Origin of the sequence: Paenibacillus sp. FSL K6-2441, assembly GCF_037964765.1 — a bacterium.
GTDB classification, from domain to species: domain Bacteria; phylum Bacillota; class Bacilli; order Paenibacillales; family Paenibacillaceae; genus Fontibacillus; species Fontibacillus phoenicis.
Window position 1 is genome coordinate 2,323,054 of the sequence record NZ_CP150174.1, and the last position, 23,657, is coordinate 2,346,710.

23 protein-coding genes, 1 pseudogene and 1 other annotated feature are annotated in these 23,657 nt (G+C 48.4%); of the genes and pseudogenes, 10 read left to right on the top strand and 14 right to left on the bottom strand.

From position 1 onward, the window contains the following. Nucleotides 1–24 precede the first annotated feature (24 nt). Both NSQ80_RS10495 and NSQ80_RS10500 read left to right on the top strand, forming a co-directional pair. The gene (locus tag NSQ80_RS10495; protein WP_339302143.1) at nt 25–1,719 is read left to right on the top strand and encodes a M3 family oligoendopeptidase; all 1,695 of its coding nucleotides are present in this window, start codon (nt 25–27) and stop codon (nt 1,717–1,719) included. A 103-nt stretch (nt 1,720–1,822) separates the two neighbouring features. Next, the gene (locus tag NSQ80_RS10500; protein ID WP_009223316.1) at nt 1,823–2,803 is read left to right on the top strand and encodes an aldo/keto reductase; all 981 of its coding nucleotides are present in this window, start codon (nt 1,823–1,825) and stop codon (nt 2,801–2,803) included. A gap of 37 nt (nt 2,804–2,840) precedes the next feature. Here NSQ80_RS10500 and NSQ80_RS10505 read toward each other — a convergent pair. After that, nucleotides 2,841–3,026, bottom strand: a pseudogene (locus tag NSQ80_RS10505) (EcsC family protein); the annotation flags it as partial. 204 nt (nt 3,027–3,230) lie between these two features. Between NSQ80_RS10505 and NSQ80_RS10510 the strand changes: the two are divergent. From NSQ80_RS10510 to NSQ80_RS10530, 5 genes are all read left to right on the top strand, one after another. After that, nucleotides 3,231–3,542: a hypothetical protein gene (locus tag NSQ80_RS10510; RefSeq protein WP_009223317.1), complete on the top strand. Its 312-nt coding sequence runs from the start codon at nt 3,231–3,233 to the stop codon at nt 3,540–3,542. A gap of 162 nt (nt 3,543–3,704) precedes the next feature. Further along, the gene (locus NSQ80_RS10515) at nt 3,705–6,704 is read left to right on the top strand and encodes a histidine kinase (protein WP_260070270.1); all 3,000 of its coding nucleotides are present in this window, start codon (nt 3,705–3,707) and stop codon (nt 6,702–6,704) included. A gap of 62 nt (nt 6,705–6,766) precedes the next feature. Further along, on the top strand, nt 6,767–6,961 hold the full coding sequence (locus NSQ80_RS10520; protein WP_260070325.1) for an NAD(P)-binding domain-containing protein: 195 nt from the start codon (nt 6,767–6,769) through the stop codon (nt 6,959–6,961). Between the two features lie 310 nt (nt 6,962–7,271). After that, on the top strand, nt 7,272–7,736 hold the full coding sequence (locus tag NSQ80_RS10525; RefSeq protein ID WP_009223322.1) for an NUDIX domain-containing protein: 465 nt from the start codon (nt 7,272–7,274) through the stop codon (nt 7,734–7,736). Between the two features lie 74 nt (nt 7,737–7,810). Then, nucleotides 7,811–8,338 (top strand): GrpB family protein, encoded by a 528-nt coding sequence (locus NSQ80_RS10530; RefSeq protein WP_260070271.1) that lies wholly within the window; start codon nt 7,811–7,813, stop codon nt 8,336–8,338. A gap of 210 nt (nt 8,339–8,548) precedes the next feature. On the opposite strand, the gene xerS is transcribed toward NSQ80_RS10530, so the two are convergent. From xerS to NSQ80_RS10550, 4 genes are all read right to left on the bottom strand, one after another. After that, on the bottom strand, nt 8,549–9,619 hold the full coding sequence (gene xerS / locus NSQ80_RS10535; protein WP_009223324.1) for a tyrosine recombinase XerS: 1,071 nt from the start codon (nt 9,617–9,619) through the stop codon (nt 8,549–8,551). Nucleotides 9,620–9,881: 262 nt separating this feature from the next. Beyond that, nucleotides 9,882–10,490, bottom strand: coding sequence for a hypothetical protein (locus NSQ80_RS10540; protein ID WP_036643841.1), 609 nt, complete (start codon nt 10,488–10,490; stop codon nt 9,882–9,884). 15 nt (nt 10,491–10,505) lie between these two features. Further along, a complete protein-coding gene (locus tag NSQ80_RS10545) occupies nt 10,506–11,024 on the bottom strand; it encodes a hypothetical protein (RefSeq protein WP_323076562.1) in 519 nt (172 codons plus the stop codon). A 110-nt stretch (nt 11,025–11,134) separates the two neighbouring features. Next, a complete protein-coding gene (locus tag NSQ80_RS10550) occupies nt 11,135–11,590 on the bottom strand; it encodes a class I SAM-dependent methyltransferase (protein WP_050769667.1) in 456 nt (151 codons plus the stop codon). Between the two features lie 184 nt (nt 11,591–11,774). Here NSQ80_RS10550 and NSQ80_RS10555 point away from each other — a divergent pair, with 184 nt between their 5' ends. Then, the gene (locus NSQ80_RS10555) at nt 11,775–11,906 is read left to right on the top strand and encodes a DUF6254 family protein (protein ID WP_232282204.1); all 132 of its coding nucleotides are present in this window, start codon (nt 11,775–11,777) and stop codon (nt 11,904–11,906) included. A 74-nt stretch (nt 11,907–11,980) separates the two neighbouring features. On the opposite strand, the gene NSQ80_RS10560 is transcribed toward NSQ80_RS10555, so the two are convergent. Continuing rightward, entirely contained in the window at nt 11,981–14,143 is a 2,163-nt protein-coding gene (locus tag NSQ80_RS10560; protein WP_339298929.1) for a 5'-nucleotidase C-terminal domain-containing protein, read from the bottom strand. Nucleotides 14,144–14,351: 208 nt separating this feature from the next. On the opposite strand from NSQ80_RS10560, the gene NSQ80_RS10565 reads away from it, so the two are divergent. Then, nucleotides 14,352–14,531 (top strand): small acid-soluble spore protein H, encoded by a 180-nt coding sequence (locus NSQ80_RS10565; RefSeq protein ID WP_036646017.1) that lies wholly within the window; start codon nt 14,352–14,354, stop codon nt 14,529–14,531. Between the two features lie 67 nt (nt 14,532–14,598). Here the strand turns inward: NSQ80_RS10565 and NSQ80_RS10570 are convergent, their stop codons facing one another. The 5 genes from NSQ80_RS10570 to NSQ80_RS10590 form a co-directional block, all read right to left on the bottom strand. Continuing rightward, entirely contained in the window at nt 14,599–16,158 is a 1,560-nt protein-coding gene (locus tag NSQ80_RS10570; protein WP_339298934.1) for a 2-isopropylmalate synthase, read from the bottom strand. A 98-nt stretch (nt 16,159–16,256) separates the two neighbouring features. Next, nucleotides 16,257–16,488: a binding site (T-box leader), on the bottom strand. A 67-nt stretch (nt 16,489–16,555) separates the two neighbouring features. Beyond that, the gene (locus NSQ80_RS10575) at nt 16,556–17,023 is read right to left on the bottom strand and encodes a hypothetical protein (protein ID WP_260070277.1); all 468 of its coding nucleotides are present in this window, start codon (nt 17,021–17,023) and stop codon (nt 16,556–16,558) included. A 108-nt stretch (nt 17,024–17,131) separates the two neighbouring features. Beyond that, on the bottom strand, nt 17,132–19,090 hold the full coding sequence (locus NSQ80_RS10580; RefSeq protein WP_323076566.1) for a translation factor GTPase family protein: 1,959 nt from the start codon (nt 19,088–19,090) through the stop codon (nt 17,132–17,134). Nucleotides 19,091–19,108: 18 nt separating this feature from the next. Continuing rightward, on the bottom strand, nt 19,109–20,464 hold the full coding sequence (locus tag NSQ80_RS10585) for a PFL family protein (protein ID WP_260070326.1): 1,356 nt from the start codon (nt 20,462–20,464) through the stop codon (nt 19,109–19,111). 20 nt (nt 20,465–20,484) lie between these two features. Then, complete coding sequence (locus NSQ80_RS10590) at nt 20,485–20,754, bottom strand: ACT domain-containing protein (RefSeq protein ID WP_260070279.1); 270 nt, start codon at nt 20,752–20,754, stop codon at nt 20,485–20,487. A 366-nt stretch (nt 20,755–21,120) separates the two neighbouring features. Here NSQ80_RS10590 and NSQ80_RS10595 point away from each other — a divergent pair, with 366 nt between their 5' ends. Then, complete coding sequence (locus tag NSQ80_RS10595; protein WP_323076568.1) at nt 21,121–21,318, top strand: hypothetical protein; 198 nt, start codon at nt 21,121–21,123, stop codon at nt 21,316–21,318. Nucleotides 21,319–21,448: 130 nt separating this feature from the next. Here NSQ80_RS10595 and NSQ80_RS10600 read toward each other — a convergent pair whose 3' ends face one another. The 3 genes from NSQ80_RS10600 to NSQ80_RS10610 all read right to left on the bottom strand — a co-directional run bounded on the left by NSQ80_RS10600 (nt 21,449) and on the right by NSQ80_RS10610 (nt 23,612). Continuing rightward, nucleotides 21,449–22,018, bottom strand: coding sequence for a GNAT family protein (locus tag NSQ80_RS10600; protein WP_016312123.1), 570 nt, complete (start codon nt 22,016–22,018; stop codon nt 21,449–21,451). A 105-nt stretch (nt 22,019–22,123) separates the two neighbouring features. Beyond that, on the bottom strand, nt 22,124–22,990 hold the full coding sequence (locus tag NSQ80_RS10605; RefSeq protein WP_260070281.1) for a VOC family protein: 867 nt from the start codon (nt 22,988–22,990) through the stop codon (nt 22,124–22,126). Between the two features lie 187 nt (nt 22,991–23,177). After that, nucleotides 23,178–23,612: an Rrf2 family transcriptional regulator gene (locus tag NSQ80_RS10610; protein WP_323076570.1), complete on the bottom strand. Its 435-nt coding sequence runs from the start codon at nt 23,610–23,612 to the stop codon at nt 23,178–23,180. Nucleotides 23,613–23,657 lie beyond the last annotated feature (45 nt).

A 23,657-nucleotide genomic window follows, 5' to 3' on the forward strand; every position in this document is an offset into this window, starting at 1 on the left:
TCTTTGAAAAGGCAGGTGTATGCCATGAAATTTAGCGAATACCGATATGAACGGCCCGATGTCCAAGCTTTCCAACAGAGATTTAAGGAGCTTCTTCAGGCATTTACAAGTGCGGTTTCTTATGAAGAGCAAGACCGGATCATGCGGGAAATCAATCAACTTAGAAGCGGCTTCGATACAATGCAGGAGATCGCCAGCGTCCGGCATACGATCAATACAAACGACGAGTTTTATAAAGCGGAACAGGACTTCTATGATGAAGTGGGCCCGGTTGTGCAGGAATCGATTACAGACTACTACCGGGCTTTAGTTCATTCGAAATTCCGCGGCCAGCTGGAGAAAAAATGGGGACATCAGCTGTTCCGGCTTGCCGAGCTGTCGTTAAAGACGTTTAGCCCGGACGTCATCGAGGATCTGCAGCGGGAAAACAAACTGACCACGGAATACGCCAAGCTGATCGCCTCCGCAAAAATTCCGTTTGAAGGCGAGGAACGCAACTTGTCCCAGCTCATACCGTTCCAGCAATCGACGGATCGGGGGGTTCGCAAGCGTGCGGCCGAAGCGGCGTACGGTTTTTTGGCCGAGCATGAAGATGAGCTTGACCGGATCTATGACGAGTTGGTCCAAGTGCGGACCAAGATCGCCAAGAAGCTTGGATTCCGCAACTTCGTGGAGCTCGGTTATGCCCGCCTGTCGCGGACGGATTACGATGCCGAGAAGGTAGCGAACTTCCGAAGCCAGGTTCTCAAGCATATTGTGCCTGTGACCACGAAGCTGAAGGAGCGGCAAAAGCAGCGGATCGGCGTGGACCAGCTGCTGTACTATGATGAGAGCTTTGCTTTCAAATCCGGAAACGCGGTACCGAAAGGCGATTCCGACTGGGTTGTGAAGAACGGGGCGAAGATGTATCGCGAGCTGTCTCGGGAAACGAATGAATTCTTCACCTTCATGACGGAAAATGGATTGATGGATCTCGTGTCCAAACAAGGTAAACAGGCTGGCGGGTACTGTACCTTTATCAGCGATTACAAGGCGCCGTTTATTTTCTCAAATTTCAACGGGACGTCCGGCGATATCGATGTGCTGACACATGAAGCAGGGCATGCATTTCAAATGTATGAAAGCCGGGGCTACGAGGTGCCGGAGTATCAATTCCCGACGCTGGAAGCCTGTGAAATTCATTCGATGAGCATGGAATTTTTCACCTGGCCTTGGATGGATTTGTTCTTTGAAGAACAGGCCGATAAATACCGCTTTGATCACTTAGCTAGTGCAGTCATCTTCATTCCTTACGGCGTGGCGGTGGATGAATTCCAGCATTACGTCTATGAGCATCCGGAGGCGACGCCGGCGGAACGCAAGCAAGCTTGGCGGGAGATTGAACGCAAGTATGTGCCTTACCGGAACTATGCGGATAACGCCTATTTGGAACGGGGCGGGTACTGGCACAAACAGGGGCATATCTTCAATTCGCCGTTTTATTATATCGATTATACCTTGGCACAGATTTGCGCGTTTCAGTTCTGGAAGAAGATGCATGAAGACCGCGAAGCGGCGTGGGCCGACTACTTGCGCTTATGCCAGCAAGGCGGCAGCCAATCCTTCACGGAGCTGGTCCAAACGTCCGGCTTGATTTCACCGTTTGAAGACGGCTGCGTCACTTCGGTGATCGGAAGCATCGAAGCGTGGCTGGACGGGGTGGACGACACCGTACTCTAAAGCGCATCCGAATTAGACGTTTGCAAGAGATTTGAATTGCGGACGTCTTTTTCTTTGAGAGATAATAAAGAGGATCAGACTTCATCGCATGGAGGAATGAACGATGGATTATGTGAAGCTAGGGAATACCGGATTGGACGTCTCGCGAATTTGCCTCGGCTGCATGAGCTTTGGCGAAGTGGTACCAGGATGGCATTCCTGGGTGCTGAATGAGGATAAGGCCCGCCCAATCATTCAAAGAGCGCTTGAGCTGGGCATCAACTTCTTTGATACAGCCAACGTCTATGCAGCCGGGACCAGCGAAGCGATCACGGGACGAATTCTTAAAGAGATCGCGAACCGGGACGAAATCGTGCTTGCAACCAAGGTGTGGGGACGCATGCATCCCGGTCCCAACGGAGCCGGATTATCGCGGAAAGCGATATTGAGCGAAATTGACAAGAGCCTGAAGCGGCTGGGGACCGATTACGTGGACCTTTATATCATCCATCGTTGGGATTACAACACGCCTATCGAGGAAACGATGGAGGCGCTGCACGACGTGGTGAAAGCGGGGAAAGCCCGGTATATAGGTGCTTCTGCAATGTACGCCTGGCAATTCCAGAAGGCCCAGTATGTCGCTGAGAAGAACGGATGGACCCGGTTTGTTTCCATGCAAAACCACTACAACTTGATTTATCGGGAAGAGGAGAGGGAGATGCTGCCGCTCTGCAAAGACCAAAACATCGCCGTAACGCCTTATAGCCCGCTCGCTTCCGGCCGCTTGATTCGCGATGCATCGGTCACCACCCATCGCTCGGAAACCGATGCGATTCAAAAATCCAAGTACGATCCCACCGCAGCGGCGGATCGTTTTATTATCGAGCGTGTGGCAGAAGTGGCGGAGAAACGCGGTGTTCCTCGCGTACATATCGCGCTGGCTTGGCTGTTGCAGAAGGAACAGGTCGCAGCACCCATCGTGGGCGCTACAAAACTATCGCATCTGGAAGATGCAGTTGGGGCGTTATCGGTCAAACTCAGCGCGGAGGAAATGGCCTATCTTGAAGAACCATACGTACCGCATCCAGTGGTAGGGGCGGAGTGAGGGTTAACTCGTCTGATCATTTAGTTTACGCAAGCGATACGCGTTCGGAAAACACCTTCGTGTCATACCCGTAGACATGGGCCAATTCGAACAGAAACTTCATTTTAATCGCAATGAATGCCGGAAAATCCACCGCATTCAACACAAGACCGCCAGCTCCGGTTCCTGCGCCTTCGGCAACCGCGATTTTTTGATAAAGGCGAAGCAGTTTGTTCGCTTCTTGAATGTTTGTCAGATTTGCTCATCTGTTTTGGCTGCCGGGCTTATCCTTTCTCCTTTTGCAGGAGGCATCTTGCCGGTGACATCAAAATAGAGATAAAAAAAGTGTGAACAAATCTTAAGAAATGAAAGAAAGAGATAATTTATTTTTTCCCTCTGTCGATATAATTCATATAATAAATATTTTGTGGAGAGGGAATTAAGTAAAATGGCAGAGCACAAGGGACAGGACAATGAAATCACGTCAAAGGATAAATATTCCACAACCCTAGAAATCACCTCATTATCTGGGGAGCGAACCTTCCGACAGATCTCCTTCTTTAAAGAAGTCGGACAAGCTCCAAATATGGGAGACTTTATCCAACTCATTAAAACAGAGCTTGGGGAAGAAGTCGAAATCGAAACTTTACAACCCTATTGGGTGTTTAAAACCGTTCTCGGGCATCCCACGAATATCAAGAATATTCGAGTCGTAAGAACGATGAAGGATAACACTTTTCAAAAGGTGACTTTGCTTTGAGATAATGTGATGATTTATAACCCGTGCGTGCACGGGTTATTTTGTTTTTATAGCCCAAAAACAAGAGCCCTTAAAAATGAGGAGTCAAACATAAGAAATCGAAAGTATCGGTATAATTCAGGCACTTTTATAATGAAATTGGAAGCCGAAGGTGAGAAGTTCATGAACTCTATTTTGCAACCGATTACAGCACGCCTGCGCAACCTGCGCCTGGTCCACAAATTGTTTATCGGCTATATCCTGCTGATCTGTATTCCGTTTGCCGTATTTGGATTGATCTTTTATAGACAAATGTACAATAATCAGCTGGATCACTTGAAAAGCGGCAAATCACAGATGTTAGAGCAGGCATACCGAAATTTGGAGGTTGATCTGACGAAAATCGAAGCGATGTATGCTCTTTTTCAAAACAACACCAGCCTGACGGAGTATTTGGGAGGATTCAGCGCAACCGATTGGGCGGAGGCGTACAGGTACAAGCGGGAGATCAGTCCCACCTTTTCCTTTGCCTACATTTCCAATCAGCTTATCGACGAAATCACCATGTATAAAGCGAATCCAGATCTTCCGATTCTATCCCCTGAAGTTCAGGATATCGCCAGATTTACGGATTCACCGCAGGCTGCAGACGTCCAGCGGCTTGCTCCTAACAAGGGGCTTTGGGCATACGAGAAGTCGGATTCGCCAAACGTGCTGCCCGCGATCCGTTATTTTCACAAGATGTACAATTACAGCTACACTCGTTCCATCGGCATCTTGCAAATCTCGTTAAACGACGGACTTTTTAAACAGTTCTTCGATGCCCAGCAGAGCCCGGAAGACGCATCGAAGATCGTTGTGGATGACAGCGGGAATCTGCTGTATGAAGAGCCGGATAACAAGCTGAATGAGCGGGAGAAAAGGGAGATTCTCAAGAAGCTGCCGCAAGCCGGCATGGCTACCTTATTCACAAAGAATCATCGGTACTTGATAGGTGCAGCGAAAATTGAACGTTTTAACCTGACGGTGGTGAAGGTTTACGATGTGCGGGACGCTTTGGATTTTTGGAAGACGACCGGATTTTCGCTTGGTATAGGGATCCTCCTGCTTACCGTGTTATCCTTGGTCTATTTTACGATTGCATCGTCCATTACTTTGCGAATTGTCCGGTTCTCCCGCCACTTGAGAAGAGTGGAGGATCCTAAGAAAGCCTTATACCCCGGGGAAGGGGGGGCGGATGAAATCGGATTCTTAATTTCTTCCTACAACTTGATGATCGGCCGGGTGGATGAATTGACACAGATGGTAGCGCAAACCGAATTGCTCAAGAAGGAAGCGGAGATCAAAATGCTGCAAGCCCAAATCAATCCCCATTTCCTGTACAACACGCTGGAAACGATGTGTATGCTGGCTACGCTGAACGATGATCATGAGGTTGCGGACATCGGTCAAAAGCTGGGAAAGCTTCTCAGGTACAGCTTGTCCAAAACGAAGGACGTCAGCACCTTAGGAGAGGAACTGGAAAACGTTCGACATTATCTGGATATCCATAAAGTGAGGATGGGGGATAAGCTCCAAATTGATTTTAGGATTGATGAGGAAGCGCTTCAGCTTCCTTGCCCAAGGTTCATTCTCCAGCCGTTAGTTGAAAACAGCCTTCTCCACGGGTTCAAAAACCTCAGAGGGCCCGCAAACCTGCGGTTGGAAATGATCGAGCAGGCAGCCGGTGTGATGTTAAACATATCTGACAACGGAACCGACCTGACGTTCATTGAAATCTCAATGGAAGATGAAGATGCAAATCCCGTGAGAAATGCGAACAATCGAGTAACCGTTGAAGTCGCGGGAGCCGGGCGGTTAATTGGATTGGATAACGGAGACAGCACGGACTATGATCCTTACAAGGGCACGAGTCGGAGATTGTTCAGCGGAAAAGCGATGGCCATCGTAGCAGCAAACACAACACCAGGCACGATTGTCGTGAAAGTCAGCTCGAAAGGGATGGAGAGTCAGAGCATTACTCTTAAATCTCGGTCGGTAGATCAGGGACTCACAGGTGTTTCTGCCCAATTTGGAAACCGTGAGATGCCGATTGTGATGGGAACCTCGGACGAAATTCCGGTGCGAAAAATTGAGATTATTTCTTTAGCTGGACAACAGCTGACTGCCGAGCATCCTGAAATCCAACTGGAAGCCAAGCTTTACCCAGCGAATACCTCCTACACGGAAGTGGAATGGAGCGTGGTTAATGATGCGGGCATACCATCTAACCTTGCTCAAATCGAGGCGGATGGGCATCGGGCTAGACTCCGTGCTTTGGGGGACGGGCGCTTCCGCGTGCGTTGTACGAGCCGCAACGGTACGGACAAAATTAAGCTGATCTCCGAGTTGGAATTTCAAGCAACAGGGCTGGGCGAGGCGCAGAAAGATCCGTATAGCTTTATCTCGGCGGGACTGTACGATTACAGCTTCGGGGAGATCGGAAACGGCAATGAAAGAGGCGTGGCTACCAGCAGAGATGGGGAATCTCGGATCGGCTTCCGGAATCTTGATTTTGGGCTTCAGGGGTCGGATGAAATCACGCTGCCGATTTTTGCGTTGACCAGCGAGCCTTACCTGATTCAAATCTGGGAGGGGATGCCTGGGGAAGAGGGCAGCGAACAGATTGCAGAAGTCATTTACCAGAAGGAAACGCGGTGGAACGTGTATCAGGAAGCAACATTTCGTTTGAATAAGCGCCTTCGCGGCATTACTTCAATTTGCTTTGTGCTGAAGCAGAAGATTCATCTCAAAGGGTTCTCATTCACACGCCAAAATCGGGCTTTGCTACGGAATGCGGCTGCGGATTGTGATCATATCTATGGGGACAGCTTCCGAATCGAAGGGAACAACGTAGAAGGGATCGGAAATAATGTATCACTGGAAATGAAGCAGCTGGATTTCGAGGGAGAGGGCGCATCAAAGCTGTTGATCTGCGGTCATTCACTCATCGATAAAAATACGATCCATGTGCAGTTCACAGCAAATGGCAAAGAAAACCGGCAGTTGATCGAATTTACACAAACCGACGGGTACGAGGTCAAGGAATTCCCATTAAATCGCGTGACGGGCGTTCAGGATGTAACGTTTATCTTTTTGCCGGGCAGCAATTTTGATTTCAGTTGGTTTCAGTTTGTGAAGTAAAAATGGTTATTGGGGGATATAGGCGACGAGAAATTCGAATGAAAGAAAAGGAGCAAAGTGAGATGAAAGTCAGTAAGGATTGGAATACAACGAAAGCGAACCAACCGCCAGTGAGTGTCATCGGCTTAGGTATGATGGGTTCAGCTCTTGCCCAAACGTTCCTGAAGGAAGGTCATCCGACGACCATATGGAATCGTACAAGGCGATATATTGGCCGGTCGAGTGATCGTAAATCTCACCAACACAGAACTCATTGATATCGTAAGCAACATAAGTATCATGGCACTTCAAAATTTCAAGAATCTCCTTCGTCGACAACCCAAGCTCTATATAAATTTGGATGGTTTTGATTCGCTTAATATCAGCCTCGTCGAATTCCCGATAATCATTTAATCATTATCTAAACGCTTTCCTTTCCATTGAAGTAATCCAAATTCTATTATATAGTATCATTACTAATCAATGGATCTAGGACTTCATTTTCTTGGGCTTAGGCTTGTAATATGATCTCATTTTTACAACCGATCTCTTTGATGAGAGCGGAGGGGAGGGGAGAGGGGATTTAAAATGACCGAGTACGTTAAGAAAATGAGAAAATTAATTGGACATGAACCGTTACTATTATGCGGTGCAAGTATTATTTTATTTAATCAGTTAAATCAAGTTCTAATGCTAAGAAGAAGTGATAATGGTTGCTGGTGTTTTCCAGGCGGAGCTGTTGACCTAGGTGAAAATACTGAATATTCGGTTCGAAGAGAACTGTTTGAGGAGACCGGTTTAAGTGTAGAAGAATTGAGTATTTTTGGTGTTTTCTCAGGAAAAGAGTTGCACTATATTTACCCTAATGGAGATGAAGTATATATCGTCGATATTGTTTACTCTAGCAATAAATTTTATGGAGAAATAAACATTGATAACGAAAGCAGAGAATACCGATTTTTTGATATTGAAGATATACCTGCCGAAATTAGTCCTCCCGTAATGCCAGTTGTAAATGAGCTAAAGAGAAGAAACCGGTCAAATAATGTGTAATCATTCCATAAAATAGGCATCCGTAAGTTTCTCACTTATCGCGTGTAATTCCTATTTTTACAGAGGTGATATTCATGACAAACAAAGTCACACTCAGTAACTATAGTGACCTTTGGGCACAGGAATTTGAGAAAGATCGTAATCGCATTCTGGCTTTGCTCGGTGATAAGGTGAAGCGAATTGAACATGTAGGTAGCACTTCAATTCCTGGCATGGCGGCTAAGCCGATTATAGATATTGCGGTGGCGGTAGATCATCTTTCCATTATCGATGATTGTGCGATCGCACTACTTAACCAAATCGGCTTTGAATACGTACCAAAAGAGGATTTCCCCAATCGTATGTTCTTTCGAAGGGGCGAATGGGGGAACGGCACACATCATCTACATGTGTACGAATATGAAAGTGAGGAATGGAAGAACATTATTTTCTTCCGGGACTATCTAATCAAGTATCCCGACGTTGCCGTTAAATACTTGAACTTAAAACGTGAAATGGCGGAGATCTGTCCTGACCGGCAATCATATACGTTGTGCAAGGCACCGTTTATTCAAAAAATACTTGCTCAAGCGAATGAAGAATTCAACAATACGCAGCAGTAACTAAAAGGAGAGAGAGACTTCTAAATCTCTAATCTTGCAGAGAGTTTTGATTCCTCGCCAAGTTATTGAAGCGGATTTAACCTAACAAGGAAAGGGCTTTTATTTAACTTATATACATATGTACAAAATACGGGTTTTGTGAAAAAGTCATACAGAAAAGACCGCAGGAACTGTTTTGACTGTTTCCAACGGTCTTGTTTCCTTATGGTCCTACTTGTCCATATTATTTACGGCTTTACGCATCTCTTCATCCGTTAAGTGCGTGTAAATCATCGTGGTTTGAATCGATGCATGGCCTAATTGATTTTTCAGTCGCGGCACGTCGTTATTCTCCTGGTGATAACGCGTTGCGAAGGAATGGCGTAATGCATGGACGGTCAAGGCGGGTTTGCCAAAAGCCGTTGCGTACTTCTCAATCAGTTTCTCAATCGATCTTGGCGTTAATCGCCGGTTTTTGCCTTTACGTCCGATCGGCGCACCCATAAATAAATATGTTTCTGATTTTTCCGGCTTATACCGCGCTTCGCGAATTTTGATATAATTTTCCAGATCTAACTTCGCTTGTTCGCTAAAATATACATATTGCTCTTTGTTGCCTTTGCGAATGACCCGAACCAAGCCTTTGTTCATATCGAGATCTTCCAGGTTGATGCCGGCAACTTCGGATAATCGCAATCCGGATCCTAGTATTAAGGAAACGATGGCCGTATCCCGTTCGCGGTTAAACTCGTGGAATTGAAATAATCGTTTATTCTCGCGGTTTTGCTCACCAAAATCATAAGCCACAAACTGCCGGAACAGTTCAAAATCATCGGCTCGTAAAATTTTGCCTTCAATCCGATTCGCGATCGTTTCCTGACTCTCTTTCAGCGCATTAAATTCAATCTTGGCCATAACATTTCGCTCAAGATAAGGCTTAAGATCAGCGGTTTCGGCTTTATTCTGTAAATAATCAAACAGCGATTTAAGTGCTGACAGCTTCCGGTTGATTGTTAATTTGGAGTTGCCTAATTGATATTCCAGGAACGTCAGAAAGCTTTCGATTTCTCGAACCGTTAATTTTTCAAGCACGGACAGTTCAACATCTTTACGGCTGGGAGCTGCGAATCGTTCAGCCACGAGCCAATCAAAGAAAATGATGTAATCATGACAATAATTCAGTAACGTGGTATGCGACAGTTTGCGTTTGCGCGTATCGATGAACTCGGTCACGTACCAAGGCAAATCCGTTAATTTCTCATCAATTCGGCTCATATAATGAGCTTTCGTGGTTTTATCCATGTTGAACGCGCACCTCCTGTTTTTAGAATAATCCATATCTATTTATTCGTCAAATTATTATTTTACGTAATATTAAATTTTCTGCAGCGAACTTTTGCGCGTATCATTACAGCCCCCTCAAGTATATTTAATGAGCCTTCTTTCGCTTCTGACGAGGCTTCGGATTCTTTACAGTTTGCTTTTGCTGTTATTCCAAAGTGAATATTTGAGCATTTTAATAGCCCCACCAACCAGTTAAGATTGACAGGGCTATTTTCTGAATCTACTTTAGTAAATCAACTATATCTCTGACAATTTCATCCTTTTTATATAAGAACCTATCAATAGTTGAGAAAAATAGTTTGTTTGAACTCTTGGGGATGATTTGAATTGGTTGTTTGAATAGTAACATTATATAAAGGGAATTACCTTTAGCAATTGGAATATTCTTCTCGTAAAGCCCTCTATAAATCTGCTCTGTAACTTCTGGCATATATTGGTCCGTAAATTTCTCCATGTAGGCTTTAATACCGTAATCAGGCCACCACCACAACGTAAATGCGTTCCATACCCTTTCAGCTGTGTGGAAGACGGAATCATTTCTAAACAGACTTGCATAGTCATCTCTGAAATGAAGCGTGTCTAGAGGATTGTCCATGAATTGTTGCTGTTCATACTCCTTCACAATCGTATTCCAACAAGCCTTTAAAGCAACGATAAAACTTTCTGGTTCAAGCAACTCTTGTTGATCTAAAATTAAGTATCTGCCTGGAAAAATCTCTTTTCTCCCAAAGTAGCACTCATAAATGTTTTCGATGTATAATAGAAAATTCATATCCATAGGGGATATGTTACTTATTTGCAATTGTTGATATTTTCGAGAAATAGACATGTTAAAAACTGATCCCTATAGTACATGGTGGCACGATCCACTAAAGAGCCCCGAAGCATCTCTTGCCGTCCCACTTATGCTAACACTATAAGTGCCACTTGGTAAACCCAATTCCACGTAATCGCCGCACGCTTCACCAAATACGCCGCTGCAAGATATCCGTATAGAATCGTAAAATACAGGAACACCATTTTGATATCTTGATATTGTCAAAGAGCCTGTAAAAACATGTGCTGTGGAAAAACGAGGATTTATCTCCCATCTGACTGCCCCACCCGCACCAAAGACTGAATCTAAACGAGCATATCCTCCATCTCCAGAACAAGTTGTAAGTGGCTTGAACTGCCCATCAACATTATCCACAGTATCATCAGCACACACATAATTACCTTCGACAGTAATACTTTCAGGAAGTGATGCAAAGTCTTCTGGAACTTCAACCTGCGCTGTATTTTCATTGAGATTAAACGCAAAAGTATGAATTGGAACTAAAAACAAAAAAACAAGAAGTAACCCAGCGACTTTTTTCACCATTCTATTTCCTCCACTTTTAATTTTTATATTTTACTCTTTTTATACCATATATTGCTATATTAGTCAAATAATATAGACAAACCATTCTGGTTTAGTGTCGGTGGAACTGCCTATCCAGCAGCAAAAGCGGCGGAATGGAATATGACCGATACGCTGCGGTTGGTTTTGGCGGAGAAAATATCAGAGTGGCCGGCCTGCATGTGGCGTTTATGGACACGGACATGACCGCCAATGTGAAAGGACCCAAAGCGAGCCCTGCTGAAAATGCGAAGCTTGCCGGCGTTCCCATGAATATAGTCCTTCAAAGTAACTCCTCGTTCCTCCGCTTTCGTCCGAGCCACCTCGAGATGTCGCTTGGACAAATCCAGCAACGTGACCTCATGCCCTTGCTCAGCCAAATAAATCGAATATCTGCCAGGCCCTCCCCCGATATCCAATACGCGTAATCGCTTGCCGGTAATGTATTCGTCAAAATAACGCCTTGTTATGTCATACTCGATTCGATGTCGAACTAACCGTTCCCATTCGTCATATTCCGTATCGTACCATCGCTCGATTTCTTCCATTTCCGATGCCCCCAAACCTGAGAATATTGAAAAGATTATAATCCCTATTCCCCGCAAACACCACAGCAAATATCGCAAGAATCGCCTCTTCGCAGGGGTGAATATTTCGTCTGGACGCGTCCCAAACTATCGCGGAGAAACGTTCATGTTCTTCACCGCACGAATGAAAGGGGGATGTTGATTTATGACCAAATCCAAACGATCAAAAATTAATGCCATGAAAAGTCGAAAGCAAGCGCAAAATCCACATGGTCCTATCAAATCATTGGAAGAACTGGCGGAAGAATACGATCAAAATCCACCACGCAAATCATAAACGGTTATACGGTTAAAAAATACCACCGCCTAACCAAGTAACTGGGCTAGACGGTGGTAAACATTTGTGCAAGATTATTTCAGCGCGGATTGAATCAGCAATACCAGGCTGCTGCGCGTCACCTTGGCCTCGGCGGCAAGTCCAGCCAGATTGGCTTTTTTGCCGGAGAGAACAGCAATCGCTTCGGCAGCTTGTTTTGCGGTAAGCGTGCTTTTTGGTTGGAACGTTTCTTTACCAAGCACTTCGAGCGCCCCTGCTTTCTTGAGGGAACTTACCGCAGGCAGAGCCCAGCTTGGCACTTCCGAGATGTCGGTATATCCCGTGTCTTCAGAAGATTCCGATACCTGGAAGGCACGGCCGATCATGACCGCAAATTCAGCACGAGTTACCTCGGCTTGCGGTCGGAAGGTTCCATCCCCATATCCTTCAACAATGCCGGCAGCTGCAGCTTCATTGATAAGCGAAGCATTGGGATCTCCGGAAATATCCGTAAATGCAGGCGCTTCAGGGTTTGTGCTTTGGCCTGCTGGCGTACCTCCAGCTTCAGCTGGCAATGGAGCACCTTTCAGATCGGTAATCCGTCCTTGAGTGGTGGCTTTAACCGTACCCACTTTGTCGAGATACTCATGGAACACTTCATAATCCACGAGGTTCAGCTCATAGAACCGACCGTCGTCCTTCGCTTGCTTCATCGAAGCGTAAAAATCCCCGCCGCTCGCCATAAACGAGTTCGTCGCCACAATGTAGTATGCTTTCGGATCGATATCGGAGTAGGTTCCACCTTCGTTTTGGATTTGGACTTTCACGATGCGTTGTCCGGATTGCGTCTTCTCACCGGTCACATCGTCGATCACTTCACCCGGCTTCGTCGAATCGTAGTAGAAGCGCAAGCCCGAAACTTGCGGGAACCGCCCTTCCCCATTTTCGACACCGCTCACACCGTTCTCCAGTGCAGCCACAATTTCAGCGCCTGTCATCTTCAGTGCCGTTAAATTGTTCCCGAACGGCATTGTGGTGAGCAGATCACCCAGGGTAATATCCCCAGCTTTAATCGAAGCACGAATCCCGCCCCCGTTTTGGATGGTTACATACCCTTTAACATCAGGCACTTTTACGATGCTCATGACCTTCGAGCGCATGCCATCAGCGATCAAGTCACCAAGATTCGTCTCTTGCTTACGTACGCTGCCGCGTTCGCCATCCAAATCCGTTTCGGTCTTCCCGATCACCGTTTTCTTCAGATCTTCTAGCGGAGCAGCATATTCCTTCAGCTTGGCTTCCGCTGCGGCATCGCTCTTAATCAAAAAGTTGCCGGCATCATCTTTGGCATCCAGGGCAATTAACTCGCCTTTCCAGGTGGTTAGTTTTCCGTCGTGATCAAAGGTGACATCCAGTTGGCCTAAATTTTGGTTATATTCGCCTGTCTGCACGATCAACGTTGGTTCTTCATCGGCATGATGGACTTCCGGGGCATTCAGAACGGTATGGGAGTGCCCCCCAACTATAATATCGATCCCATCGACGGCTTCAGCCAGTTGTTGGTCAACGGTATATCCTAAATGGGACAACACAATGATCTTGTTGATCCCTTCGGCTTCCAAAGCGTCGACTTGCTTCTGCGCGCTTTCGACTTCGTCAGCGAATTTGATGTCAGGACCCGGCGAGGATAACACGGAGGTTTCCGGCGTAGTTAAGCCAATGATCCCCACTTTCTCCCCGGCAATTTCCTTAATCACAGCCGGGTAAATTTGACCAGGCTCTCCCTTGCCTAGCTCGGAATGGCTTAACCCCTTCAGGTCTGCATCCGCACTAAAGTCCAGATTAGCGCTGACAAACGGGAACTTCGCCTGCTTAATGAACTCGGCTAAGGTACCTGGTCCTTTGTCAAACTCGTGATTCCCAAACGTCATGGCATCATACTTCAGCTCGTTCATAAAGAACAGATCGGCCAATCCGTTGAATTGATTGAAATATAACGTTCCCGAAAATACATCCCCCGCATCCAGCAACAACGTGTGATCATTTCTTGCTGTGTGAATGGCCGTCACCCTGCGAGCGATGTTATCCAGGTGCGCGTGCGTGTCATTGGTATGTAGGACGCGCAGCTCGAAGTCCTTGGCCCCTGTGCTTCCGGATTCGGCCGCATTTACGGGCAGCACGACTGCTCCAGAAGCAAGCCCGACAACGAGGGTACTGATCGCCAGAAACTTGCCGAAAGCTTTGTTTCTCCAAACCATTAATCCGATTCCTCCTCTACCATTTTTTGATATACTACTCTATTAAATATAAGTAGAAGAGTTTTTAAAGTAAATCATTTAAACCAAATTAGCGATTAAAATTTACAATTTTATGCGTTTCACGTCATGAAGAGAATAAAACCATGGGGAACCGGGTATTTTATGATCGGCAGGAAGACTGAACTACATGACAATAGGAGGTTATCCGATGGACAGTCAACGCGCTAAAGAGATTGTCGCTTCCCCTACCATGGTCAACGTAACCTACGATGGCGAACCGGTTTACATTCAACACGTGGACGAAAAGAAAGAAACCGCACGGATCTATCCGTTAGGTCAACCGGAGAACGAAAAAGAAGTACCCTTATCCCAACTGAATGAACAATGAAAATAAAGGCAGAAGGCTCTTTATGAGAGCTCCTTCTGCCTCATTTTTTACGCACCGCTCATTTAGTTTACATAACATTTGTTATGTCGCTTATGGGCGCACCAGCTAATACCATCGCATTGATGCCGTTCACGTAGGCCTGACCGCTCGCTTTGATGATGTCAGTGTCCATGGCGCGTCCTGTGTAGGTTTTTCCTCCTGCTTCCAGCTGAATATTTACCCGACCAATCGCTTCTTTCCCATGGGAAATGCTGTTGATCTTATAGGAAGTCAGTTTGGCGTCGATGCCGGTTAACGACTTGATTGCACTGTAAAGCGCGTCGATCGGGCCATCTCCAATCGCGCTGCCCTTCCGCTCTTGTCCGTTGATCTTTAAGGTAACGGTGGCCGTTGGGCAAATGTCATTCGTCACGACTTGGAACGAAGTCAGCTCGAACAGCGGATGACCGGAATCGCTTTGTTCTTGATGTTCACTAATCAGGTAATATAGGTCATGGTCGTACACTTCTTTTTTCGCATCGGCCAATGTCAAAAACCGTTGGAATAACCGTTCAAACCCCACGGCATCCGACGTATCGAACCCCAACTTCTCCACCGCATGCTTCACCGCATGCCGACCGGAACGGGCCGTCAAAATCAGCTCCATACTTTCAGCCCCCACCTCTTCAGGGGACATAATTTCATACACCTGCTTATCCTTCAACAGACCGTCTTGGTGAATTCCGGAGGAATGGGCAAACGCATTGTCGCCGGTGATCGCTTTGTTCACCTGCACATCGAGTCCCGTCAAATGGGTCAGCAGCCGTGACGTGCGAATCAGCTCCTTCGTATCGATGTTCGTGCGACATCCGTACAGCGCCTCGCGTACCTTCAAGGCCATCACCGCTTCCTCCAACGAGGCGTTTCCGGCCCGTTCACCAAGACCGTTAATCGTGCACTCGATTTTCTCGGCCCCGTTCTTGATGGCGCTTAAGGTATTGGCGGTGGCTAAACCAAGATCGTTATGACAATGGACGCTGAGGATTACAGAATCGTCGAGATTTTTCAGCCGCTCGTGAATGCGTCGGATCAGGTGTCCAAATTCCTCCGGCTCCGCGTAGCCCACGGTGTCGGGGATGTTAATCATCGTGGCTCCGGCTTTGACGACCGCCTCGATCGTCTTCCACAAATACTCAAAATCCGCCCTCGAAGCGTCCTCGGTAGAATACTGGACCTGCGGCAACAGAGTTTTAGCATATTTCACCGCATCGACACCCATTTGCAGAACGGCATCTTTGGAGCGGTTAAATTTCTTTTCCACATGGACGTTCGAAGCGCCAAGCACAATATGGATCAACGGTTGTTCTGCCTCACGGATGCTTTCGTATACGGCATCGATGTCGGATTTAACCGCCCGGGCCAACGCGGTAATGCCTACGCTGTCCCCTACACTTCGGGCAATTTGCTGCACCGCCTGAAAATCTCCTTGCGAGGACGCAGGGAAGCCGGCCTCAATCATATCGACACGGAGGCGCTTCAGTTGATGGGCAAACTCCAGCTTTTGCCGTACGTTTAACTTGGCTCCGGGGACTTGCTCCCCATCGCGTAACGTGGTATCCAGAACGATAATGTTGCGGTAACGGTCCATCTGAAAGTTCCTCCTTGATTTTGAAATTTGGATTGGATCTATGTGAAGCGGGGTTGATTAAACCCGGACTTTAATCAACAAAAAAACCCCGTCTCTGCTATAGAGACGAGGTTTAACCCGCGGTACCACTCTAATTCATTTCACATGATGAAATGATCTCTTTCGATGGCTAACACCATCTATCCTTGTAACGGCGGAATCCCGGCTTACCCTACTTATCAGGCAGCTGTTCATAGACGAGTTCAACATGACGGACACTGCCGTTTCGCACCACCCAACGGCTCTCTGAAAGGTCAAATCACGTTTACTATTTCTAATCAACACATTTGGCAATATGGAATTATTGGTTATTATATGCACCTAGTAACGGATTGTCAACATGACGTCATGAAATCCATCATTCTATCTCGAATTTACTTCGAAGCTCTTGGACCTTAAGAAGAGCCAACTGTAATTGTTCTTTGTAGGAGCTCCAATTTTTCTCGTCTTTGATATAACTTGAGGTGACGTTCAGCTCATCACACTGCTCAATCACTTCTTGAATAAGCTCTTGATTATCTTGTGCAACGGAAAGTTTATTATGCGCATCCAACGTTTCGTTCAAGGAATTTAATAACTGATTTGTCTCGCCTATGAGTTCATACATGGTGGAACGCAGTTCTGCAGGCACTGCCTGATCCAGGGACGGACTATCCGTGCGATTCATCGAGTAGAAAACAAACCAACTATTTTCGGAGTACCCGTCAATTTTCCCTTGAATATAAGCCAAATCAGCTTCACTTGGCTTGTTCGTTAAACTCCTAAAAATTTCTGTGAGAAAGTGAAGTTGATTCGAATATTGGTGATAAAAAATATTATTGTACAAGGTGTACGCCTCCGAATTAGGGTCATCCTTCATAGGCTGACTTGTACATGAGGTGAGAATGATCGATAAAACGAAGGCGATCATGAATTTGCGAAACATAGGATCACCTCATGATACCGAAGCGTGCATATGTTTGGGCGCCTCGTCCCACGGTACAGAATACGCTTGCCCCTTTGCACAAAAGATTGAAGACGAGGTATATGCCGGATCGGCATTTTTGTTATAGTTTTTCCGAGCGATGGTCGTCTCGGCTTGATGGCAAGGCTCATAACCGCCGAATTTCAGCATGATCGAACCTTTCCCGTGCGTCATCGATGCAAGCTCTGTCGGATAGTCCATAAACGTGGCGACCGGAACGACACCTGAAATCACCGCCGTCTCTTCTCCCGTCTCCGGTGGATCAAATCGGCCGTGCGCTTGCTGGATGTCGGTTAACACCTTACCGAGCTGATCTAATGGCACCTTGATTTTAAAATGGTACACCGGCTCCAGAAGCACATTCTCCGCCTGCTCCAACGCCTGCCGGATCGCGCGGTAAGTCGCCTCGCGGAAATCGCCTCCGCTGGTATGTTTATTGTGTGAGCGTCCGGTGAGCAACGTAACGCGAACATCCGTCAGCGGCGAGCCGGTCAACAGGCCGTGGTGCTCACGTTCCAACACATGTTGACCGATCAGGTTTTGATATCCTACGGACAAATCATCCGCATGGCAAGCATTTACAAACGTCACCCCGCTGCCCCGTTCCGCAGGCTCCAGCCGCAAATGGACTTCGGCATAATGCCCTAGTGGCTCGAAGTGACCGCAGCCCGTCACCGGTGTAGATATCGTCTCCTTATATAAAATTTCCGGTGGTCCAAACGTAATCTTCATCCCAAAACGTTCCTGCACTACCTGTTGCAAAATTTCCAATTGGATTTTGCCCATGACATGGATATGCAGCTCCTGCAGCGCTTCATCCCAACGGGTTCCTAAAGTCGGGTCCTCGGCGTCCAGCAGCTGAAATACCCGCAGGACTTCCTTCAGATGAAGCGGCGGTTCAAATTGCACCTTCGACTGCAACGTGGGAGCGAGCTCACGGCGAATCGGGTCTACCAATGCCCCGAGGCCTTCACCGGACGATACCGAGGTCAATCCGGTTACCGCGAACAGTTCCCCCGCTTGAACGAAATCCGTCTGCACAAATCGTTGACCGTTGTATTTGCGGATAGCGGTAATTTTCTCCGTCCGTTGCCCCCCTTCCGGGCCATAGGTTAGTTCATCCCTGACTCTTAACGTGCCTTGCAAGGCTTTGATGAAGGTGACCCGTGTCGCTTGCTCATCATGCCGAATTTTGTACACCCGCCCCGCAAACGGAAGCTCTGGATCATACCGAGTAACCGTTAAACGATCCAACGCCTTCATAAACACGTCGATCCCGATATCCAAGAGCGCGGATCCGCGCAGGCAAGGAAACACCTGGCCGTTTTGAACCATCTGAATGAGATGTTCGTTCCACGCTGCGTCGGATAATGTCCCTTCCAAAAATGGCTCAAGCAGCGCCTCATCTTGTTCCGCAAGCCAAGCCTTTTCCGTTTCGTCTAGTTGCTCGACGGCTGCCCAGGTAGTCAGATCCAGTACATTCGCGCTCAGCTCGCGGCGGATATCTTCCAGAACTCGATCCGGGTCAGCTCCGGTGCGATCCGTCTTATTGATAAAGAAAAACGTAGGAATCCCATATGTCCGCAGCAGCTGCCAGACCGTTTCCGTGTGGCCTTCCACCCCTTCCACCGCGCTGACGATGATCACCGCATAGTCGAGCACTTGCAGCGCCCGTTCCATTTCTGCGGAAAAATCGACGTGCCCCGGCGTATCCAACAAAAAGTAGGTGGAATCCCCAACCTTCATTTCCGCCTGGTCGGCGAATACGGTAATGCCCCGCGCCTTCTCGATCTCGTGGCTGTCCAGGAAGGCGTCGCGATGATCAACCCGACCGCGGCTGCGAATCGTTTGCGTATGGTAGAGCAACGCTTCGGCAAAGGTGGTTTTCCCAGCGTCGACATGCGCCAGGAGTCCGATCGTTTTGAACATAGCTGCGTCCCCCGCCATTTAGTTCTTAAAGCTGTGGATCGGAGCCGGAATCCGGCCACCCCGCTCGATGAACGGAGCGCAGTTAAAGGCGTTGACCGGCATAATTGGCGCGTAGCCCAGCAACCCGCCAAACTCCACGATCTCGCCAACGTCCTTGCCGATTACCGGGATAATCCGAACCGCGGTCGTCTTGTTGTTGACCATGCCGATTGCCGATTCGTCAGCGATGATACCGGAAATCGTCGCGGCGCTCGTGTTGCCGGGAATCGCGATCATATCGAGGCCAACGGAGCACACGCACGTCATCGCTTCCAGCTTCTCCAGCGTCAGCGCGCCGCGCTGCACCGCTTCGATCATCCCATGGTCCTCACTGACCGGGATGAACGCACCGCTCAAGCCGCCAACGTAGGAGGAGGCCATGACGCCGCCTTTTTTCACGTTGTCGTTCAAAATCGCCAGCGCAGCGGTCGTTCCCGGCGCTCCCGCTTCCTCCAAGCCCATCACCTGGAAGATCTCTGCGATCGAGTCGCCGATTTCCGGTGTTGGAGCCAGTGACAAGTCGATAATGCCAAACGGGACGCCAAGGCGCTTCGACGCTTCCTGCGCAACCAACTGACCGACCCGAGTGACCTTAAACGCCGTCCGTTTAATCGTTTCGCACAACGTCTCAAAATCCTTGCCTTTGACTTCCTCCAGCGCGCGTTTCACAACTCCGGGGCCGCTGACGCCCACGTTGATGACGCACTCCTGCTCTCCAACGCCGTGGAACGCTCCCGCCATAAACGGGTTATCCTCGACCGCATTGCAGAACACAACCAGCTTGGCGCAGCCGATCGAAGCCCGGTCCGCCGTCCGTTCCGCGGTACGGAGGATGATGTCGCCCATCTTTTTCACCGCGTCCATATTAATTCCGCTGCGCGAGGAGCCCACGTTCACCGAGGAGCAGACCCGTTCGGTGACAGCCAGCGCTTCAGGAATGCTGTCGATCAGCACCCGGTCGCCGTTCGTAAAGCCCTTCTGCACAAGGGCCGAGAAGCCGCCGATAAAGTTGACGCCAACCTCTTTGGCCGCCCGGTCCAGCGCTTCGGCCACCGGCACGAACGTATCGGTCTTCAGCCCGCCGGCAGCGATCGAAATCGGAGTAACCGAGATCCGCTTGTTGACGATTGGCACGCCAAACTGCTTCTCCAGGTCCTCCCCGGTTTTGACCAGGTTCTCGGCAGTGCGGGTGATTTTATCGTAGATGTTCCGGTTAAATACGTTCATATCCTCGTGAGCGCAATCCATCAGGCTGATGCCCATCGTAATCGTGCGCACGTCGAGGTTCATCTCGCGGATCATCGAATTGGTTTCTTGTACTTCAACGCGTGAGATCATGGTGTCCCCTCCCTTCCTTAGATCCGGTGCATCGTATTAAAAATATCTTCGTGCTGCAGCTTGATTTCTACGCCGATGGAGAGTCCCAGCTCCTGCAGTTCTTCAACCAGCGTCTCGAAGTTTTTGGTGGGTGCAGAAATATCAACGATCATCATCATATTGAAATACCCTTGAATAATCGTCTGCGAAATATCAAGAATGTTCACATTATGATCGGCCAAATACGTGCAAACCTTGGCGATAATGCCCACTTTGTCTTTACCCAGTACGGTGATAATCCCCTTCAACCCAAGCTCCCCCTTTAATGTAAGACTCCCGCCAGCGCGGACGAGTCATCTGCTTCGATTTATTATGGCAAAAGAACGGCGATTCTTCAATAACGGCTTTTACTCGGTGACGCGGAAAAATAACGCCGCTCTGCCGTCGACATGGGCTTACCCGGCATTGCATCCTTCGCGCCGTCAGCACGGGTGCCGTTCATACCCTCCGTCTCACAATCCTCCGGACGGTAGCTCCCTTGCTTCACTCGGATATCCCGGTAAGCTCCGCAACTTGCCGCGGAGGGCATCGAGATTCGGAGTGTTGATCCAGGGAGCAACAACACGTTACGTAATTGAAGACACTCGGGTATTCCGATCTGGCTGAAACCGGTGATGAAATTGTTCTTCTCCCCGCCGACCCATGGAGCCGGGTTGCTATATGCCGCTGCACGGGGGCAGCATCGCGGGCAAACCGGTGTCTTTTTGATCAAGGATCAGATCGTGGATGTGAAATTCAGGGAACATGCTCAGACGGTGCTTCGCCAGGTTCACACCCTTCATCAAACGGAGTATCTTCGGGAGCGCCGCTAAATTTGCGGTGTTCCCCAGCCTAATTACGGCAATACGTTAATTTCACCTAACAAAAAAACAAGAAGTCCCAGCGTGGTCATTAACTAAAACCAGCCGAAACTTCCGATGGAAAATCAATTTGGAGGTTGCTCTACCGGAACTGCCGGTTCCGTTTCGCTTCATATTGCTTCTTCAGCAACGCGAAGACAACGGCATCCACAAATTGATTTTTCTCGAAGAACGTTTCCTTTAAATACCCTTCCTCATGAAAGCCCGTTTTCTCCAACAAGTACCTGGATCGAATATTATCGGGGTCGATATAGGCCTCGATCCGATTTAGCCCCAGATCCTCAAATCCGAAGCGCAGAATCTCCTGCAGCACTTCCGTCATGACACCTTGGCGCCAATAGTCCGGGTTGAGCTCGTATCCAACCTCTGCTTTGTAATGCTCCTTCGACCAGTTATGAAAACCGCAAGTGCCGATCACCCGGTCGCTTTCGGCCTTAACCGTAATCGCCCAGCGAAAGCCCCGCTTCTCCAAATAGCGGCTGTTCCACTTCTGGATGAGTTCCTCGGCTTCTCGGAGTTCCACGAAACGATCCAGATCGTAATATTTGGTCACTTCGTCGTTGGAGAAATAATGGAACAAATCGGCGGCGTCCTTCGTCGTCAGCCTTCTGAGTACAAAACGTTCCGTTTCCAATTGAGGGAACATTTTCATAACGACCGGTCCTTTCCTAAAATATACGTAAATCTATTATAGGTGAAGGACCGCGCCAAAAGGAAGAGTTAAAATCCGAAGGATCTTCCACTGAATGTTCACTCTTTAGGCAGCAACCGTTAGTCTAATTCCGATGCCAAAAGGATCACTTAGCCGCAGCTCATTCCCCTCTCGCACATAGGCCACCTTGGCTTCGTCCAACCGGCTTACGACGGCTTCCAAGGCCGGAACGTCCGGCAGTTCCACCGTGAAATAATGAATGCCCACCGCATCCTCCGGCGCTGGCGGCGCATCTTTGCCAGCCCACAGGTTCAGGCCGATATGGTGGTGGTAACCGCCAGCGGAGATAAATAAAGCCGAAACCCCAAAGTGGAGAGTGACCTCAAACCCCAATATTCCGCAATAGAACTGTTCAGCCTGCTGTAAATCCCCTACATGAAAATGCACGTGGCCCATGCGAGTACCTTCCGGCAAACCGTTCCACTGCGCACGCTCGGAGAGATGTAACAGGTTTTCGATATCCACCGGATCGGTCGTCATGTGAATTTCGCCGGACGCGGTTTTCTGCCAGGTGTCGCGGGGGCGATCGGCATAGATCTCAATGCCGTTCTGATCCGGATCGCTCAAGTACAGCGCCTCGCTGACCAGGTGATCGCCCTGCCCCACCGGGATTTGATGCCGGATCAAATTGCGAAGTACAAGGCCCAATGTCACTTGACCCGGAACTAAGATGGCAAAGTGGTATAAACCGGACACGGAACGCTCAGGCAGAATGCGATAACGGGGATCTGCCTCCAGAATCAGCAAGGGATGTTGGCCGTCAACGGTTAACTCGGCAACATTGCTGTTTTGGCGTAGCAGCCGAAGGCCGATCACCTCTTGATAAAAGGTGAGCGAGCGCTCCAGATCGCGAACTTTAAGTTGAACAACGCCAAGCTGCGTGGCGGGATGAATCGGCAAGGGATGAGCCATGATGGATTTCCTCCTTCAAAATAAGAACAAATTACAACCCCAGATGAAATAGCAGCTGTAACAGAGGATGTTACATTTAGTCGTTGTAATCAGTATAGTTACAGGGACTCCAATTGTCAATTTCGGTATAAAAAAAGCCCCCTGCTATCGGGGGGCTTCACTCCGCATACCGTTAGATGCACTTGCGTTACACGGATGGGTTGTTGACCGTAATTTCGTTCACAACGTCCTGCAGCGTTACCGCCGCAAGCGTATTTTCCATCGCCTTTTGCGCCTTGGAGAAGATCGGTTCAATGGCCGCTTGAATATTCTTACCGACCAAGCAATCGGGGTTGGTCTGATCATGGACGGCAAACAATCCGTCTTCCTCCACGACATGCACGGCACGGTATACATCAAGCAGCGTAATGTGATCCAGCTTCCGTGACAGCTTGGCTCCGGCTACCCCCGTACGGACTTCCACCAAGCCCGCTTTGCTTAGCATGCCCATAATGCGGCGGATGACAACCGGATTCGTGTTGACGCTGCCAGCAATATATTCCGAAGTGCAAATCTCGTCCTTGCTGATTTCAAGCAGGGACAAGATGTGAATCGCCACAGAAAATCTGGAGCTGATCGTCATGATAAGCCGCTCCCCCTTTTCATCATCATGTAACCATATTAGTTA

Coding starts and splice junctions, on each gene's coding strand:
- NSQ80_RS10495 (WP_339302143.1), top strand. CDS start 25: ATGAAATTTAGCGAATACCGATATGAACGGCCCGATGTCCAAGCTTTC.
- NSQ80_RS10500 (WP_009223316.1), top strand. CDS start 1,823: ATGGATTATGTGAAGCTAGGGAATACCGGATTGGACGTCTCGCGAATT.
- NSQ80_RS10510 (WP_009223317.1), top strand. CDS start 3,231: ATGGCAGAGCACAAGGGACAGGACAATGAAATCACGTCAAAGGATAAA.
- NSQ80_RS10515 (WP_260070270.1), top strand. CDS start 3,705: ATGAACTCTATTTTGCAACCGATTACAGCACGCCTGCGCAACCTGCGC.
- NSQ80_RS10520 (WP_260070325.1), top strand. CDS start 6,767: ATGAAAGTCAGTAAGGATTGGAATACAACGAAAGCGAACCAACCGCCA.
- NSQ80_RS10525 (WP_009223322.1), top strand. CDS start 7,272: ATGACCGAGTACGTTAAGAAAATGAGAAAATTAATTGGACATGAACCG.
- NSQ80_RS10530 (WP_260070271.1), top strand. CDS start 7,811: ATGACAAACAAAGTCACACTCAGTAACTATAGTGACCTTTGGGCACAG.
- xerS (WP_009223324.1), bottom strand. CDS start 9,619: ATGGATAAAACCACGAAAGCTCATTATATGAGCCGAATTGATGAGAAA.
- NSQ80_RS10540 (WP_036643841.1), bottom strand. CDS start 10,490: ATGTCTATTTCTCGAAAATATCAACAATTGCAAATAAGTAACATATCC.
- NSQ80_RS10545 (WP_323076562.1), bottom strand. CDS start 11,024: ATGGTGAAAAAAGTCGCTGGGTTACTTCTTGTTTTTTTGTTTTTAGTT.
- NSQ80_RS10550 (WP_050769667.1), bottom strand. CDS start 11,590: ATGGAAGAAATCGAGCGATGGTACGATACGGAATATGACGAATGGGAA.
- NSQ80_RS10555 (WP_232282204.1), top strand. CDS start 11,775: ATGACCAAATCCAAACGATCAAAAATTAATGCCATGAAAAGTCGAAAG.
- NSQ80_RS10560 (WP_339298929.1), bottom strand. CDS start 14,143: ATGGTTTGGAGAAACAAAGCTTTCGGCAAGTTTCTGGCGATCAGTACC.
- NSQ80_RS10565 (WP_036646017.1), top strand. CDS start 14,352: ATGGACAGTCAACGCGCTAAAGAGATTGTCGCTTCCCCTACCATGGTC.
- NSQ80_RS10570 (WP_339298934.1), bottom strand. CDS start 16,158: ATGGACCGTTACCGCAACATTATCGTTCTGGATACCACGTTACGCGAT.
- NSQ80_RS10580 (WP_323076566.1), bottom strand. CDS start 19,090: ATGTTCAAAACGATCGGACTCCTGGCGCATGTCGACGCTGGGAAAACC.
- NSQ80_RS10595 (WP_323076568.1), top strand. CDS start 21,121: ATGAAATTGTTCTTCTCCCCGCCGACCCATGGAGCCGGGTTGCTATAT.
- NSQ80_RS10600 (WP_016312123.1), bottom strand. CDS start 22,018: ATGAAAATGTTCCCTCAATTGGAAACGGAACGTTTTGTACTCAGAAGG.
- NSQ80_RS10605 (WP_260070281.1), bottom strand. CDS start 22,990: ATGGCTCATCCCTTGCCGATTCATCCCGCCACGCAGCTTGGCGTTGTT.
- NSQ80_RS10610 (WP_323076570.1), bottom strand. CDS start 23,612: ATGACGATCAGCTCCAGATTTTCTGTGGCGATTCACATCTTGTCCCTG.